Source organism: Psychrobacillus sp. Z16_25, from assembly GCF_056856695.1.
The window spans coordinates 154,613-168,974 of the sequence record NZ_JBXEOV010000004.1; the positions used below are offsets into that span (position 1 = coordinate 154,613).

Genomic DNA, 14,362 nt, shown 5'->3' on the forward strand with positions numbered 1-14,362 from the left:
TAAATGATGTTTATAGGCTAATAAAGATTTACCTCTTCTAATCAAGTATATTTGACAAAGGGATATTCTTCTCTTCCCGTTGATGTTCGCTCTAGGCGGACGCTTTCCGTAGGGCCAACAGGATGTTGGTCAGGAAAACGTTGTCACACGACGTGACGCTCTTAGTTTTCCCTCCCGATAAGCCATCACCGAACGCTACCGCGTGCCGTTGCGATGTCTTATCTGTCCCACTCATCCTACCGGAGTCGCCGCCTGCTGCTACCATCAAGACTGTAGAGTATATGCTTTATTTCATCTAATATGTAAAAACAGCCACCTCCAGTTAGGAAGTGGCTGTCCTTGTTATTTAACTAACGCACCAGATAGTTCAAGTACATTCCTTCACAAGTTTTATCTTATTTCGTTAAAAGATATAGGCATCCGAGAAATGTAAGTCTTTATCTAAAAAGGCACTTTTTTATTTTCACTCTACAAAGCGTTCTTTACACTACTACCAAAGTACAATAATCGATATAAATGCTATGAACGCTAGTACTATATTAACAAATATATAAATATATTTTTTTCAAGTATAGATGCAATAATCGCAATAATAGCTCCTAAAACAGCTAAAGGAATTGTAAACATAAAATTCCCAGTAATAAATAAGCCATCAATATAGACTAAAACTGTCATAATAGCTGTAGCAATTGTCCACAAACTTGTATTTTTAAACATTATCTATTCCCTCTTTTTTGCAATTTTTCTCTTCACATTCATTATATTATAATAATAATATTGTTTCAAAAAAAAATTTACATATTACTGCTGTTAATAATTACTAAATGAGAGACTCGCTTTAAAAACATTTATTAATTATTCGATATGTTATATTCATATCCTTCTTCCGCTAACCTGCCGTTTCTCCAATAAAGAATTCAACAAAAAAGAGCATTAATCCTTTTTGGATCAACACCCTCACTATAACAACGACCATCCAAGAGAAGATTGAACGGTAGCCCATTGTCGGTACCAGTAAGCCTAAAACATACGGACCAAACCCTAAACCGATATCATATAAAATAAAGAATGTTGAAGTAGTTAATCCCATTCTTTTTTTTATTCTGCATATAAACTTTAGATAGATTTGATGCTAAAATCTTTAAATTCAAAGTCTCACTCCTATTAACTAATCTCGGCTTATCACTATCCCTGATTTATTCATTTTGTGCTAAGCCTCTTTTTATCCTAGCTATGTATTCTTCGGTTACTACCCTTCTACTTTTTTTATACATTCTATAAGTTAATCCGCTTTGTAGACGAAGAAATTATATCCATTTAATGGTATCGCAAGTTGATTTTCACTTATATCTTAAAGGTATCAAAATATACGAAAATAACCTAGCTGAAAAACAAAACCTGCATCTATGATTACCATGTAATCACGGATACAGGTCTTAATAATAATTTACTCTGCTTTTGTGCTTCCGCTAAACTTTGTTTAGCTCCGCAGTCACACCCTGTGTACATTTTCTACTTAAGGAAGCCTATGACCAGTTCCATTAAATTTACTATGCCGAGATGGTGGTGTGCTTCCGCTTCGCTCTGCTCAGCTCCGCAGAACTACTTGTTATATACATTCTACTTTACAAATCCCAGGATCATTTCGCGTAGAATTTTCGATGCTGTGTTCGTGGTTATGCTTCCGCTAAACTGCGTTTAGCTATGCAGTCACACTCAGCGTGTATTTTCTACTTCAGGATGCCTATGACCAATTCCCTTGAATTTTCTAAGCTGAGATGGTTGTGTGCCTCCGCTTCACTTCGTTCAGCTCCGCAGCGACATTCAGTATATACCGTTTATTTAATGAAACCTAAGATCATTTCTCTTAGAATCTTCGATGCGGTATTAACAGTCGTGCTTCCGCTTCACTTCGTTCAGCTCCGCAGAACTACTTGTTATATACATTCTACTTTACAAATCCCAGGATCATTTCCCTTAGTAACTTCGACGCGGTGTTCGCGGTTTGCTCCGATTGATCATAAATCGGGGCTACTTCTACTAGGTCGAAGCCTACTACATTTACGCCTGAGTTTGCGATTGCGTGGATGGAGGCTAGTAGCTCGCGGCTTGTGATGCCTCCGCAGTCTACTGTTCCGGTTCCTGGTGCATGTGCTGGGTCTAGGACGTCTATGTCAATGGTTACGTATACTGGGCGACCTGCTAGTGTCGGTAGTACTTTTTTTAATGGCTCTAATACTTCGAATTTAGCGATTTGCATGCCGTTTTCTTTTGCCCACTGGAATTCTTCTTTCATTCCAGAACGAATTCCAAAGGAGTAGACGTTTTTCGGTCCAATATGTTCAGCAATTTTACGGATTGGCGTAGAGTGAGAAAGTGGCTCTCCCTCGTAATCTACTCGTAGGTCCGTGTGCGCGTCCATATGAATGATTGCTAAATCCTCGTATTTTTCTGCAACTGCCTTCATTACTGGCCAAGATACTAAATGCTCCCCACCCATACCAACTGGGATTTTGTCGTCTTTCATTAGCTGACGGATATAGTCTTCGATTAGGTCCAAGCTTTTCGCTGCGTTGCCGAATGGCAATGGGATGTCCCCGGCGTCAAAGTAGTTTACGTCGTCTAGCTCTCTATCAAGATATGGGCTGTATTCTTCTAGACCAATAGACACTTCACGGATACGCTGTGGGCCGAAGCGTGAGCCTGGGCGATAGCTTACCGTCCAGTCCATTGGCATTCCGTAGATTACGGCTTTTGCTTCTTCATAGTTTTGTTTGCTTTTAATAAAGACATTGCCAGAGTATGCTTCGTCAAATCTCATCGCTTACTCACCTACTAAGTCTTTCACGAATTTTGGTAAAACGAAAGCAGCTTTGTGCAATTCTTTTGTGTAATATTTTGTATCAATATCAAAGAAATGCTCTTCCGGTACTTGTAAAGGATCATACTTTTTCGATCCAATGGTGAAGCACCATAGACCACTTGGGTAAGTTGGGATATTTGCTAAGTACATGTTTGTGATTGGGAAGATTTCCTTCACATCCTTTTGTACTTGGCGAATCAAGTCAGCCTTGAACCAAGGGTTGTCCGACTGCGCTACGAATATACCATCTTCCTTTAGAGCTTTGGAGATTCCAGCATAAAAGCCTTTGGTAAATAAATTTACTGCTGGTCCTACAGGTTCTGTAGAATCTACCATAATGACATCATACTCATTGTCTGACTCTGCAATATGCATGAAGCCGTCTCCGACCTTTACTTCTACACGTGGATTGTCTAATTCGCATGCAATTTCAGGTAGGTATTTCTTCGAGTATTCTATTACTTTCCCATCTATATCAACAAGAGTTGCTTTCTTTACTTTTGGGTGCTTCATGATTTCACGAATTACTCCCCCGTCTCCTCCACCGACAACTAATACGTTCTCTGGGTTTGGATGTGTAAATAACGGAACATGAGCAACCATTTCATGGTAAACGAATTCATCTTTTTGAGACGTCATTACCATTCCATCTAAAAAGAGCATATTCCCCCACTCTTCTGTTTCAGCCATTTCTAGTAATTGAAAATCAGTTTGTTCCGAATGAAGTGTACGTTTTACCTTCATCGTGATGCCAAAATTCTCGGTTTGTTTTTCTGTAAACCAAAATCCAGCCATTTATCTATCTCCTTTGCGTATTGATTTTATGTATTGTATCAAAAATAGGCAATACAAAGAAAGTATAGTGCTTTTTACCAAAAGTGCAATAGTTTTTTAATTTGCGTTTAATTTAAATCTATTGTTCTCATACTACTAAGAAATACCACATTTGAACGGGGAAGATGTAATGGGACGTAGAGAATACCGAAAAAAAGCTACCAGATCACGACGTTTTAAACGGTTCTTTCTATTATCTGTGGCAGCCATCTGTGCGGTGATTAGCGCCTTTGTCACCTTACGAATATATGCGCAAATTGAAGGTGCACCTCTTATTCAGGTGCCCATCTCCTCCGTATTTTTAGATAGCAATGGGAATGTGATAGGAGATCGTTTTCAAGACCAACGTCGTTATTGGGTCACATTAAATGACATTTCACCTTTTGTTGCTGAAGCAACAATCGCTGTAGAGGATAAAGACTTTTATGAGCATAACGGCTTTGATTATTCACGAATTGCTTCCGCACTTTTAAAGGATGTAAAGGCAGGAAAAAAAGTGGAGGGTGCCAGCACGATTACCCAGCAATATGCCCGCAATCTATTCCTGACTCACGAAAAAACGTGGACACGTAAGATAAATGAAGCGCTTTACGCCTATCGATTAGAGCTGTTTTACGAAAAAGAGGAGCTTTTAGAGGGGTATTTAAATACTGTTTACTTTGGACATGGGATGTATGGGATTGAGGCAGCTAGCCAATATTACTTCGGGAAAAATGCTAAATCTCTTACTCTAGCAGAGTCGGCACTTCTTATGGGAATTCCTAAGGGACCAACTTATTATTCGCCCATTGTGAATGAAGACAAGGCAAGAAATAGGCAGCAGCTCATTTTAAATTTGATGGAGGACCAGCAGTATATTACAAAAGAGCAGAAGGATCGAGCTGTAGAAGAGCAATACGTATTGAAAGCGGAAAATTCATCTTTGACAAAGAAAACTGCACCTTACTTCTTAGAAGAAGCTTGGAAGGAAGCAACTGAGATTGTAACATCCAACGGCCGAAGAATCGAAGAAGGCGGCTGGACCATTACTACTACTCTAAATTCCCATCATCAAAAAGTAGCTGAATCTACGATTGAGAAATGGATGCCTAAGGGAGAGCTACAAATAGGGTTTGTCAGTATGGAGCCTAAAACGGGTTACGTCACAGCCCTGGTTGGAGGAAGGAACTTTACGGAAAGTCCATATAATCGAGTAACCCAAGCAAAACGACAGCCTGGATCCACTATCAAGCCATTGTTGTTTGCGACAGCTCTAGAAAATGGGTTCTCTCCACTGACTTTTTTCACAAGCGAGAAAACAATTTTCACGTATGATAATGGACGCCAAGAATATGAGCCTAAAAACGTAAATGGAGAATTTGCTAATCACCCCATATCGATGGCACAAGCGATGGCTATCTCTGACAATATTTACGCTGTAAAAACCTTAGAGCAAATTGGTTATAAGCCATTTCAGCAGCTAGTTGATCGTTTTCACCTAAACATGAAGGTCCAGGATACTCCTGCAACGGCTCTAGGAACCTCGGAGATTTCCTTGTTAGAGATGACGAAAGCATATAACACGATTTCTGCAAACGGTGTTCTTCATGAGCCTACCTATATCTTAAAGATTACAGATAAGAACGGAAAAGTAATCTACAATAAAGAAAACAAAAAGAAGAAGGAAGAAAAAGTTCTCTTAGAATCTGATGCATTTATCTTATCTCACTTAATGACCGGGATGTTTGACCCAACCTTTAATGACTACTCCCCTGCAACAGGTGTGAGCATTCGGGCAAAGCTAACTCGACCTTATGCAGCCAAATCAGGTACGACTAATACCGATCAGTATCTAATTGGATATTCTCCACAGTTAACTGCCGGAGTATGGAACGGATATGATCAAGGGAAGCAGGTTAGTGATGCACAGGCCAAGCAAGTGACCAAGCAGGTATGGGTAGAATTCATGGAATTAGCTCATCAAGGGCTACCAGTAGAACCATTCATAGCACCCAAGGGAGTTAAAGGAGTAATTATAGATGTGGAAACTGGAGGAATCGCAACTTCTGCATGTGAAAAGCAGCGGTTGATCTATATGAAAGAAAAGGATATACCCAAAAAACTGTGTACAGATCCAACCTTAGAGCAGCATACCTTTGAAGATATCCATAAAACAGAGGATAAGGATCCTTGGTCCTTCTTCCCATTCTCATTCTTCGGTGACTAAGCTCTTTGGAACATAGGCTTACCATAAAAAAATGCTTTCTATTGCCTAATAAGCAATAGAAAGCATTTTTTCTTAGTATCACGTTCTGTATAGAGCTAGATGATTGGATTGGGTTTCACAATGCTTGTAGCTCTTTACTTACTTGCTTCTACTAAGTGTCCTAGCATTACCCTGAAGTAAGCGTTACCTAAATTGTACTGTCTTTTTCATGATTATTCAACCATCTAAGACACTTAATCAGAATAATATTTTAAAAAAATAATTTAAACAGATAAGTCTTCATGAAGCTGTGCACTGCTTCTCTCCCACATTTGGATATTATGCCCTTTAAGAAATTCTGCTAAAATCCCTTTTGAGCGATCATCCATGAAATCGACCAGAATGTGACGCTTCATTGACTTATCCATTTTATTTACATGCTCCGCTAGAATCTTATAGCCTCTTCGCTTTTCACGGTTAATAACCATCTCACAAGCAGCTACTCCGGCATAATAAGGTCCATCCTCTTTATGGTCAATGGTTACCCATACTAACCAATAAGGTTTCCCACCTAAGGAGTCCTCGCGATTCGTTGTAAATTTGATACCTCTTTCCGTATCACTGCGAGCATGCATGGCACCGATTTCAACTTTCGCTGTGCCTTCTTCAATATCTATAATAACTGGAGACACGTTTTCTAGGGAAAGCGCTCCAACTCCATATCCCTTATGTCCGTCCGTTGGATCATTCTTTATAATCGTGAAGCCAATTTTTTGTTTTGGTTTTTCCTCGTTTGTCATGCGAAATCCCTCCGTTCTGTTATGATATATAAGTATACAGATAATGTCACCAAAGGAGGAAATATTATGCCATATGTAACAGTAAAAATGCTTGAAGGCCGCTCCGATGACCAAAAGAGAGCATTAGTTGAAAAAGTAACTGCAGCTGTAGCAGAAACTACTAACGCTCCTGTGGAAAATGTGGTTGTGTTCATCGAAGAAATGCCAAAAAGCCATTATGCTGTCGCAGGAACTCGTCTAAGCGACAAATAATCACTTAGCATTCTTTGCTGTAAGAAGACAGTCCTATTATTGAACTGTCTTCTTGCCATTCATTAAATCTATTACAAAAGCGAAGGCTTCCTCGATCTCTTCCTCCGTATAATTTAATTTCCCTTTTACCACGTATAGCTTTTCTATTTGTTCTTCTTTTGGAAGGTTATCAAAGTATAATAAGGTTGAAACAAGCTCTAGAAAGCGAGAGCTTCTCTCCTTCATTCGATCAATACAATAAATCAAATCCTCGCTGAGATTTGGCAGCTGGGCCATCTGCATAAAGTCCTCGCCATTATTAGTCATTTGGTATTTATATTGCACATATGAACCCTTATCTTGTCTTTCTTCTAAAATAAATCCCATATTGCAAAGCTCTTCAATTCGAAGAGTTAGTTCCTCGGAATAAGGACCAAACATATGAAAATCATACTTTTCTTTGTATGGGTATCTCAATTTTTTCGCAATGTAAATCATCTTCTGTAGTTTTTTTCTTCCTGTTATGCCGTCTGCTGCTCCGATAAATTGGACGATTTTTGCATGTTCTTGTAGCAACCCAAGCCCCACCTTTACGTTAGTAAATCTAAAATTTGCTTTCTTATTGCCTTCTTCTTTCCGTCTGCGGACAAGAAATCCTCCGGAAAGTATAATTTATGGTCCGTTCTTCGTTTTCCAGAAATCGCTTCTACTACTTCTGATTGTCTAGAAAGCTCTCGAATTTCTCCTGATGGCATTTGAAGATGGATAGGAATTCTTTCCCCCTCTTCTCCTGGACGATAGAAATCGTATGGTAGATCCGAGGAAGAATCAAACACCAAATAGTATTCTGGGTCTATTCCTACCCGTTTAAACAGCTGCTCTAGCTCTTTCATTTTCATATAGTCCTTCGCCAAATCAAATTCTACGTATTGAAATAAACGACGATTCACAAAGCGGTCACAGAGATCAGATAGTATCGGGTCCTTCTCGTTCATCCACAGCTGGAAGTACGTCAATAAAACCCCTTCATCTAACGCTAAGTACTCTTTTAGTGTAAATGTACCGTCAAAGAATCCCAGAAAGTGAGTGGGCATTTGTTCAAAATCATAGCCAGCTGCACTAAGCGCCTTTGCCCGGTGTAAAATTTTTGTGAGAATGACCTCAGCACTCCGAGATACAGGATGAAAATATACTTGCCAATACATTTGATAGCGGCTCATGATGTAGTCTTCTACCGCATGCATTCCACTCGATTTTATAACGATTTGATCACCAAGCGGTCTCATTACCCGTAGAATTCTTTCCATATCAAAATGACCGTAGCTCACGCCAGTAAAATAGGCATCTCGTTGAAGATAATCCATTCGGTCGGCATCAATTTGGCTAGAAATCAAGCTCACTACCTGCTTATTGGGATATGTTTTTGCTATTACATCGGCCACTTTCTTGGGAAAGTCCTTACTAACCCGCGAAAGAACCTCATTTACTTCCGTCTCCCCTAGCAGAATTGCCTTTGTAAACTCTTCATGATCTAGACCAAACACATTTTCAAAGGCATGTGAAAAAGGTCCATGCCCCAAATCATGTAGGAGGGCAGCACATAAGACTACCAATCTTTCAGAGGAATCCCATTCAACTCTTCCATTGAAGCTATCATCCACTATACGGCGAACGATTTCATATACCCCTAGAGAGTGATTGAAACGGCTATGCTCAGCTCCATGAAACACCAAATATGTAGTTCCTAGCTGTTTAACTCGGCGCAGTCGTTGAAACTCCTTCGTTCCAATGACATCCCATATCACTTGATCACGTATATGAATATAGCGATGCACAGGATCCTTAAACACTTTTTCTTCTGCTAGCTTTTGCGTAGCATAGCTCATACTTCAACCTCCATCTCTTCTTTTTCTAAACTAAGTATAAAGAAAAAAGCCGCTTCTGACAAAGACGGCTTTCTGTTATTTATTATCATTGGATGAGAGTTTTCAGGCTCTTAAACGTTCACTAATCTATTTTATCCCGCATTAAGGGACAGTAAGACTCCGACTTCAAGCTGGCAAAAGACATGAGACAGCGAAGTGGGAGATCAACTGTCCCTAAAAGCGCGATTGGTTCAACTAATGATTGGCGGGGGATGAAAGAAAACCCCCACCAATCAAAGTTTCACTTTATATTTCCAGTTTAGCGCGTACTTTATCCATTAATTCTTCTTCTGTCAGTGCAGCAACAGGGCGATTATTGACAAAAGTAAATGTCTTTTTTCTACCCGGGCCACAATACGATTGACATTCTTTAATTTCAATTTCAGCCTCTGGATCTATTGCTTTTAGCTTAGGAATTAATGTCTTTAAATTAACGGCCTGACACTCATCGCAAACTCTGAAATGGTTTGCCATTTTGTCCACAACCCTTTCTATAGATAGTCATTTGCCTACACGTCATTGTATCTTAAACTTTATATTGCTATCAAGTGTATTTTACGTGAATAAAAGAGCGATATGTTGTCCATGATGTTAATAGAACAACGAAACTATGAACATGGTAGGAGGACAAACATGGTAAAGGTAAGACAAGACGCATGGATGCAAGAAAATGATGAGCTACTGGCAGAGCTAGTGCTTAGACATGTTAGAGAAGGAAGCACACAGCTAAATGCTTTTGAAGAGGCAGGAGACGAGCTTAATAGAACAGCAGCCGCATGTGGTTTCCGCTGGAATGCAGTTGTAAGGCACCAATATGAAACAGAATTAAAAGAAGCAAAAAAGGAAAGAAAAGAAAAGCTTCGCATACTAGGCAAAGACTATCGCAGAAGAGGTAATGGAATCTACCTTGCAAAGCCGCAAGAAGAAGGAGAACGTCTTCAGTCTATCCCAGTTTCAGCGCTATCAATCGATATTATCATTGCTTATCTAGTTCGCTTACAGCATAGTGATTCAGATATTTCTAGATATCGTCATATGGCTACTATTTCAACGGAAAAGATTCGTAAGCTTGAAAGCGAGCTTGCAAAGCTAGAAAAAGAGAACGCAGCAATTAAACAAGATTACGAGCAATTCGTACAAATCATGAACCGCGCAAGACGTTTAGTTACGCTAAACGACGAGGAAATACCAGCTGTTCCTGTTTTCCAAATGGAGAAGAATGGAAACCTAGTTACGAAAGAGCCACCACTTATCTAATTGGTCACTTCGGAGAGTGGGACAATACCATAACTTGAGCAGAAAGACTATCACGACTTCATCATGATGGTCTTTTTTATACTCTAAGAAAATGTATTTATCCCTCACTTCCAAACGATTAACTGTCATTAACAATTCTTAGTTTAGCGTAAGTGGTAATACATATGTGTGCCTCAACCTTTCATACCGTTTACGAGGATAAGGCTCAAGCAATTGCACTAAGACTTGGTATAATATGTAAAAGATGGTTAGGAGGGATAGAATGAAAAAAGGGGTTATTGTACTAGCTACGTTAACAATAGAAACATTTGTGATTTGGTTGTTTTCTATTATCACCGGTCTGCATTTCATCGATACAATGTTTTTAGGTGGTCTTTTGTTACTTGGAGGCGCTTGGTTTATTTATTTTGTTATAGCGCCAAGAAACGATCAGTATGATCCGACTGTGGAATATAAGTTCGTCCAGAACATGCAGGCATTAAAGCCATTTCAATTTATACGATCCCCTGTTATTTGGGGTCTCTCCTTGTTTCTAATTGGTAGCTTTGTGATAACACTTTTGGAATACTACTCTTTAAGCTAGCAAACTCGCTATAATGGATTTCCTCATATCCTATGCTATAATGAACATAATATAAAAGACTACCCGGTGTTCGAGCACCAGGTAGTCTCTCTGTAATAGCACCGCTCTTAAGAGCGATCAGCAAATTAGGTCAGTAAACCACCCCAAATGCATTCAGGCTGAGGGGTGGTTTACTTTTTTTGTGAAAAAGTAAATGACAATACAAGTATAGCGACAATTAACGAACCAAAGCCAATCATCAAGCTAATCGCCTCATATACTGTCAAACAGCCTCACCCCCTTCCATCCCTTTATCAAAAGACACGGAAAAAGATGTGCTGACCACCCTCAGGAAGCCAATTGCTATTACCATTCTATTATAACATAATAACTGTAAAATAACGGTAATTACCTTCAGTTGTTCTCATTTTGCTAGCAGCTTCTCATTTCTTTGAATCATCCGTTCTAGGTAAAATTGATAGAGTTCCAGCTCTTCCTCCTGTAAAACGGAAGCACGAACGGTACCTGCTAGCTCATGAAGAAGGTGTTGGATCCGAAGAACAATATCTGGAACGGTAAAATCTGTTCCTAAAAGCTCGTTAATGGATGCCATTACCTCTGGTTTTATTTCTGGATAACGAAATTTTGTTTGCTCTCCTTTTAATCCGGCTGCATAGAAGGAGCGAATCAGTTCTGCTCGCTCACTTCCGCTCCCCTCTATACATAGATAGATTTGAACGGCTACCCCTTGACGTAATCTTCTTTGGGATATCCCAGCAAACTTTTTTCCACCTATGCTTAAATCGTAGGAACCAGGGCAATAGGAGCCTATGATTTCATAGGCCTCTATTTGATCTTTCGCCTCTGGGAAAAGCAACCGAATAAAAGTAAGCATTACATCATAGCCAGTATTTATATCAATAGAGTGGTCCTTTTCGGAAAGAATGATGGATATGTTCAGCACACCTTCGTCTAACACGACCGCCAGACCACCAGAATTTCGTACAATTGGTGTATAGCCGTTTTGACGTAGCACCATCTGAGCGTCTTCTACAAATGGGAGTCGGTGATCTTGAATACCCATTACGACCGTTTGATCGTGTACCCAAGTTCGTATGGTCGCAGGAGAAAGCCCCTGGCCAACTAAATGACATAATAGGTCATCTGTAGCGAACGATTCCAGGGCCGATTTATCTCTTCCGCTAATGGACTGATCCCAAAAGCGCCATTCTTTTCGATTTAATAAACCATCTATTTCTGACATACCGTTTCTCCTTACTTTAATGCCTGAGCAGCAGTAATGTATGCTAGCTTGTACACATCATCTGCGTTACATCCTCTTGATAAATCGTTCACTGGTGCGTTTAAGCCTTGTAAAATTGGACCAATTGCTTCAAAACCGCCAAGACGCTCTGCTATTTTGTATCCAATATTTCCAGCTTCAAGTGATGGGAATACAAACACGTTTGCATCTCCTTGTATTGGGGAACCCGCTGCTTTCTTTTGGGCAACGGAAGGAACAATACTTGCATCGAATTGCATCTCTCCGTCAAGCGTTAGTTCTGGTGCCTTTTGCTTCGCAAGCTCCGTCGCTTTTGCAACTTTTTCTGTTTCCTCTGACTTAGCTGAACCTTTTGTAGAGAAGGATAGCATCGCAACCTTTGGATCAATTCCGAATGCTGCAGCAGTTTTCGCGCTTTCTACAGCAATCTCAGCCAAATCTTCACTTGAAGGAGCTATGGTGATTGCACAATCTGCGAACAGGTATCTTAACTCGTCTTTTATCATAATAAATGCACCGCTTGTTTTAGAAACTCCCGGCTTTGTTTTAATTATTTGTAGTGCTGGTCTAACTGTGTCAGCTGTTGTATGAGCAGCTCCGCTCACCAGCCCATGCGCACGGCCAGTGTACACGAGCATTGTGCCGAAATAATTAGGATCTTTTAGAATTTCCTTTGCTTCTTCTGTGGAAACCTTGCCCTTTCTTCTTTCTACAAATGCTGCGACTAGTTCGTCCATTTCCTCGAAATCTTCAGGTGTAATAGAGTGTAAATCCTCAGGTAGATTTTTCCCTATTAAAATCGGATGGATAATACCTTCCTTTTGTAGGATTTTGGCAGCTTCTAAGATGCGTGAATCTTCTCCTTCTGGAAACACAATCGTTAGATTAGTGCCTGCCAAAGTTGTTTTTAATTCTTCAAATAAATTAGCCATTTGTTGCCTCCTGAATATGGGTTATTACATGTTTAAGCATACACCAGATTGTCACAGTTTGTCATGTATGCATCACGTCCAAATAGTATTTCCTAATGTCCTTGTGATAAACTAAAAATGCGAAATATTTCTTTAAAGGGAGTGTCTTTACACGATGAATGAAGCAGCAATTACATTAGACGGCTGGTATGTATTACATGATTTCCGCCAAATGGACTGGGCATCTTGGAAGCAATTAACACCAGAATTGCGTAAACAAGCGACAGATGAGTTCCTATCATTCTTAGATGAGCTTCAAAAAGCAGACGATGCCAAAACAGGAGCACACGCTTTCTATACAGTAGTTGGTCAAAAGGCAGACTTCATGTTAATGACTTTGCGCCCAACGATGGATGAGCTTCAACAGCTAGAAGCTAAATTCAATAAATTGATGATTGCAGACTTTACCATCCCTGCATACTCCTACGTTTCTGTAGTAGAATTATCAAACTATCTAGCTGGAGAATCTAACGAAGATCCATATCAAAACCCACACGTACGTGCAAGACTATACCCTGAGCTTCCTCGCTCTCAATACGTTTGCTTCTACCCAATGGACAAGCGTCGACAAGGAAACGATAACTGGTATATGCTTTCTATGGATGACCGTAAGAGTTTAATGCGCAGCCACGGTATGATTGGCCGTCAGTATGCCGGAAAAGTAAAACAAATCATCTCTGGTTCCGTAGGATTCGACGATTTTGAGTGGGGTGTTACCTTATTCTCCGATGATGTACTGCAATTTAAAAAATTAGTATACGAAATGCGTTTTGACGAAGTGAGTGCTCGTTACGGGGAGTTCGGTTCATTCTTCGTAGGAACTATCTTGCAAGGAGAAAAACGCGAAGAGTTCTTCCAATTATAATAGTTCACTTGGTATCCAGAAGATGTGTCTTTTCTGGATACTTTTTTATTTCTCCATAAGGTTACTACAATTTACCTTTGAAGATACTTGGTAATTTTAGTCATGTTTTGTCATATCGTTGCATAGGCTAAGTTAGGAGGTGATACGTTGCCAGTGATTCGCGCAACGTCCAAGGATGTTGACCTTCTTGCAAGGCTAATGAGGGCAGAAGCAGAGGGGGAAGGAGACCTAGGAATGCTAATGGTTGGGAATGTAGGGGTGAATCGAGTTAGAACTGCTTGCTTAGATTTTACCGACATCCGAACTATCGAAGAAATGGTGTTTCAAAGACCTGGTGGGTTTGAGGCTACGACCAAGTCCTATTTCTATCAGCGAGCAAGAGACAGTGATAGAGCATTAGCTCAACGCGTTATCAATGGGGAACGTTTCGATCCAGCTACTCGTTCACTTTGGTTTTTTGATCCTGGTGAAAATGCATCTTGTCCTGCCCAATGGTACGGTCAGTGGAATTCAGGACGCTATAAATCTCACTGTTTCTTCTCTCCAACAGAATCCGAATGTCCGGAGATTTAAAAAAGAAAGGATGT

Annotated in this window: 17 protein-coding genes; 6 read left to right on the forward strand and 11 right to left on the reverse strand. The window is 40.0% G+C overall.

Going from position 1 to position 14,362, the window contains the following annotated elements; genetic code table 11:
* Positions 1–534: 534 nt before the first annotated feature.
* The 4 genes from AC1VU3_RS06550 to speE all read right to left on the reverse strand — a co-directional run bounded on the left by AC1VU3_RS06550 (position 535) and on the right by speE (position 3,658).
* Entirely contained in the window at positions 535–717 is a 183-nt protein-coding gene (locus AC1VU3_RS06550) for a hypothetical protein (RefSeq protein ID WP_482983121.1), read from the reverse strand.
* Between the two features lie 172 nt (positions 718–889).
* Complete coding sequence (locus AC1VU3_RS06555; RefSeq protein ID WP_480389652.1) at positions 890–1,090, reverse strand: hypothetical protein; 201 nt, start codon at positions 1,088–1,090, stop codon at positions 890–892.
* An 858-nt stretch (positions 1,091–1,948) separates the two neighbouring features.
* Complete coding sequence (gene speB / locus AC1VU3_RS06560) at positions 1,949–2,821, reverse strand: agmatinase (RefSeq protein ID WP_482983122.1); 873 nt, start codon at positions 2,819–2,821, stop codon at positions 1,949–1,951.
* A gap of 3 nt (positions 2,822–2,824) precedes the next feature.
* Entirely contained in the window at positions 2,825–3,658 is an 834-nt protein-coding gene (gene speE / locus AC1VU3_RS06565; RefSeq protein ID WP_482983123.1) for a spermidine synthase, read from the reverse strand.
* 169 nt (positions 3,659–3,827) lie between these two features.
* Between speE and AC1VU3_RS06570 the strand changes: the two genes are divergently transcribed.
* Complete coding sequence (locus tag AC1VU3_RS06570; protein ID WP_480389655.1) at positions 3,828–5,903, forward strand: transglycosylase domain-containing protein; 2,076 nt, start codon at positions 3,828–3,830, stop codon at positions 5,901–5,903.
* 263 nt (positions 5,904–6,166) lie between these two features.
* Here the strand turns inward: AC1VU3_RS06570 and AC1VU3_RS06575 are convergent, their stop codons facing one another.
* Complete coding sequence (locus AC1VU3_RS06575) at positions 6,167–6,682, reverse strand: YwhD family protein (protein WP_480389656.1); 516 nt, start codon at positions 6,680–6,682, stop codon at positions 6,167–6,169.
* A 66-nt stretch (positions 6,683–6,748) separates the two neighbouring features.
* Between AC1VU3_RS06575 and AC1VU3_RS06580 the strand changes: the two genes are divergently transcribed.
* Complete coding sequence (locus tag AC1VU3_RS06580) at positions 6,749–6,934, forward strand: 2-hydroxymuconate tautomerase (RefSeq protein WP_480389657.1); 186 nt, start codon at positions 6,749–6,751, stop codon at positions 6,932–6,934.
* A gap of 36 nt (positions 6,935–6,970) precedes the next feature.
* Here the strand turns inward: AC1VU3_RS06580 and AC1VU3_RS06585 are convergent, their stop codons facing one another.
* From AC1VU3_RS06585 to AC1VU3_RS06595, 3 genes are all read right to left on the reverse strand, one after another.
* On the reverse strand, positions 6,971–7,489 hold the full coding sequence (locus AC1VU3_RS06585; protein WP_480389658.1) for a YwgA family protein: 519 nt from the start codon (positions 7,487–7,489) through the stop codon (positions 6,971–6,973).
* 14 nt (positions 7,490–7,503) lie between these two features.
* Positions 7,504–8,799 (reverse strand): HD domain-containing protein, encoded by a 1,296-nt coding sequence (locus tag AC1VU3_RS06590; protein ID WP_480389659.1) that lies wholly within the window; start codon positions 8,797–8,799, stop codon positions 7,504–7,506.
* Positions 8,800–9,084: 285 nt separating this feature from the next.
* Entirely contained in the window at positions 9,085–9,312 is a 228-nt protein-coding gene (locus tag AC1VU3_RS06595) for a YuzB family protein (protein ID WP_480389660.1), read from the reverse strand.
* A gap of 159 nt (positions 9,313–9,471) precedes the next feature.
* Between AC1VU3_RS06595 and AC1VU3_RS06600 the strand changes: the two genes are divergently transcribed.
* Both AC1VU3_RS06600 and AC1VU3_RS06605 read left to right on the forward strand, forming a co-directional pair.
* Complete coding sequence (locus AC1VU3_RS06600; protein WP_480389661.1) at positions 9,472–10,095, forward strand: RsfA family transcriptional regulator; 624 nt, start codon at positions 9,472–9,474, stop codon at positions 10,093–10,095.
* Between the two features lie 262 nt (positions 10,096–10,357).
* Positions 10,358–10,678 carry a hypothetical protein gene (locus AC1VU3_RS06605; protein ID WP_480389662.1) on the forward strand — a complete coding sequence of 107 codons (321 nt, stop codon included), beginning with the start codon at positions 10,358–10,360 and terminating at the stop codon, positions 10,676–10,678.
* Between the two features lie 170 nt (positions 10,679–10,848).
* Here AC1VU3_RS06605 and AC1VU3_RS06610 read toward each other — a convergent pair whose 3' ends face one another.
* The 3 genes from AC1VU3_RS06610 to pta all read right to left on the reverse strand — a co-directional run bounded on the left by AC1VU3_RS06610 (position 10,849) and on the right by pta (position 12,871).
* Positions 10,849–10,944, reverse strand: a complete 96-nt coding sequence (locus AC1VU3_RS06610; protein WP_480389663.1) for a putative holin-like toxin — start codon at positions 10,942–10,944, stop codon at positions 10,849–10,851.
* 137 nt (positions 10,945–11,081) lie between these two features.
* Entirely contained in the window at positions 11,082–11,921 is an 840-nt protein-coding gene (gene lipL / locus AC1VU3_RS06615) for an octanoyl-[GcvH]:protein N-octanoyltransferase (protein WP_480389664.1), read from the reverse strand.
* A gap of 11 nt (positions 11,922–11,932) precedes the next feature.
* Complete coding sequence (pta, locus tag AC1VU3_RS06620) at positions 11,933–12,871, reverse strand: phosphate acetyltransferase (protein WP_480389665.1); 939 nt, start codon at positions 12,869–12,871, stop codon at positions 11,933–11,935.
* Between the two features lie 154 nt (positions 12,872–13,025).
* Here pta and hemQ point away from each other — a divergent pair, with 154 nt between their 5' ends.
* Both hemQ and AC1VU3_RS06630 read left to right on the forward strand, forming a co-directional pair.
* Positions 13,026–13,775 carry a hydrogen peroxide-dependent heme synthase gene (gene hemQ / locus AC1VU3_RS06625; RefSeq protein ID WP_482983124.1) on the forward strand — a complete coding sequence of 250 codons (750 nt, stop codon included), beginning with the start codon at positions 13,026–13,028 and terminating at the stop codon, positions 13,773–13,775.
* 147 nt (positions 13,776–13,922) lie between these two features.
* Positions 13,923–14,348: a cell wall hydrolase gene (locus tag AC1VU3_RS06630; protein ID WP_482983125.1), complete on the forward strand. Its 426-nt coding sequence runs from the start codon at positions 13,923–13,925 to the stop codon at positions 14,346–14,348.
* Positions 14,349–14,362: the final 14 nt, after the last annotated feature.

What these genes read in the sequence shown, in the direction of transcription:
- AC1VU3_RS06550 (WP_482983121.1), bottom strand. Translation starts at nt 717, where the DNA reads ATGTTTAAAAATACAAGTTTGTGGACAATTGCTACAGCTATTATGACA.
- AC1VU3_RS06555 (WP_480389652.1), bottom strand. Translation starts at nt 1,090, where the DNA reads ATGGGATTAACTACTTCAACATTCTTTATTTTATATGATATCGGTTTA.
- speB (WP_482983122.1), bottom strand. Translation starts at nt 2,821, where the DNA reads ATGAGATTTGACGAAGCATACTCTGGCAATGTCTTTATTAAAAGCAAA.
- speE (WP_482983123.1), bottom strand. Translation starts at nt 3,658, where the DNA reads ATGGCTGGATTTTGGTTTACAGAAAAACAAACCGAGAATTTTGGCATC.
- AC1VU3_RS06570 (WP_480389655.1), top strand. Translation starts at nt 3,828, where the DNA reads ATGGGACGTAGAGAATACCGAAAAAAAGCTACCAGATCACGACGTTTT.
- AC1VU3_RS06575 (WP_480389656.1), bottom strand. Translation starts at nt 6,682, where the DNA reads ATGACAAACGAGGAAAAACCAAAACAAAAAATTGGCTTCACGATTATA.
- AC1VU3_RS06580 (WP_480389657.1), top strand. Translation starts at nt 6,749, where the DNA reads ATGCCATATGTAACAGTAAAAATGCTTGAAGGCCGCTCCGATGACCAA.
- AC1VU3_RS06590 (WP_480389659.1), bottom strand. Translation starts at nt 8,799, where the DNA reads ATGAGCTATGCTACGCAAAAGCTAGCAGAAGAAAAAGTGTTTAAGGAT.
- AC1VU3_RS06595 (WP_480389660.1), bottom strand. Translation starts at nt 9,312, where the DNA reads ATGGCAAACCATTTCAGAGTTTGCGATGAGTGTCAGGCCGTTAATTTA.
- AC1VU3_RS06600 (WP_480389661.1), top strand. Translation starts at nt 9,472, where the DNA reads ATGGTAAAGGTAAGACAAGACGCATGGATGCAAGAAAATGATGAGCTA.
- AC1VU3_RS06605 (WP_480389662.1), top strand. Translation starts at nt 10,358, where the DNA reads ATGAAAAAAGGGGTTATTGTACTAGCTACGTTAACAATAGAAACATTT.
- lipL (WP_480389664.1), bottom strand. Translation starts at nt 11,921, where the DNA reads ATGTCAGAAATAGATGGTTTATTAAATCGAAAAGAATGGCGCTTTTGG.
- pta (WP_480389665.1), bottom strand. Translation starts at nt 12,871, where the DNA reads ATGGCTAATTTATTTGAAGAATTAAAAACAACTTTGGCAGGCACTAAT.
- hemQ (WP_482983124.1), top strand. Translation starts at nt 13,026, where the DNA reads ATGAATGAAGCAGCAATTACATTAGACGGCTGGTATGTATTACATGAT.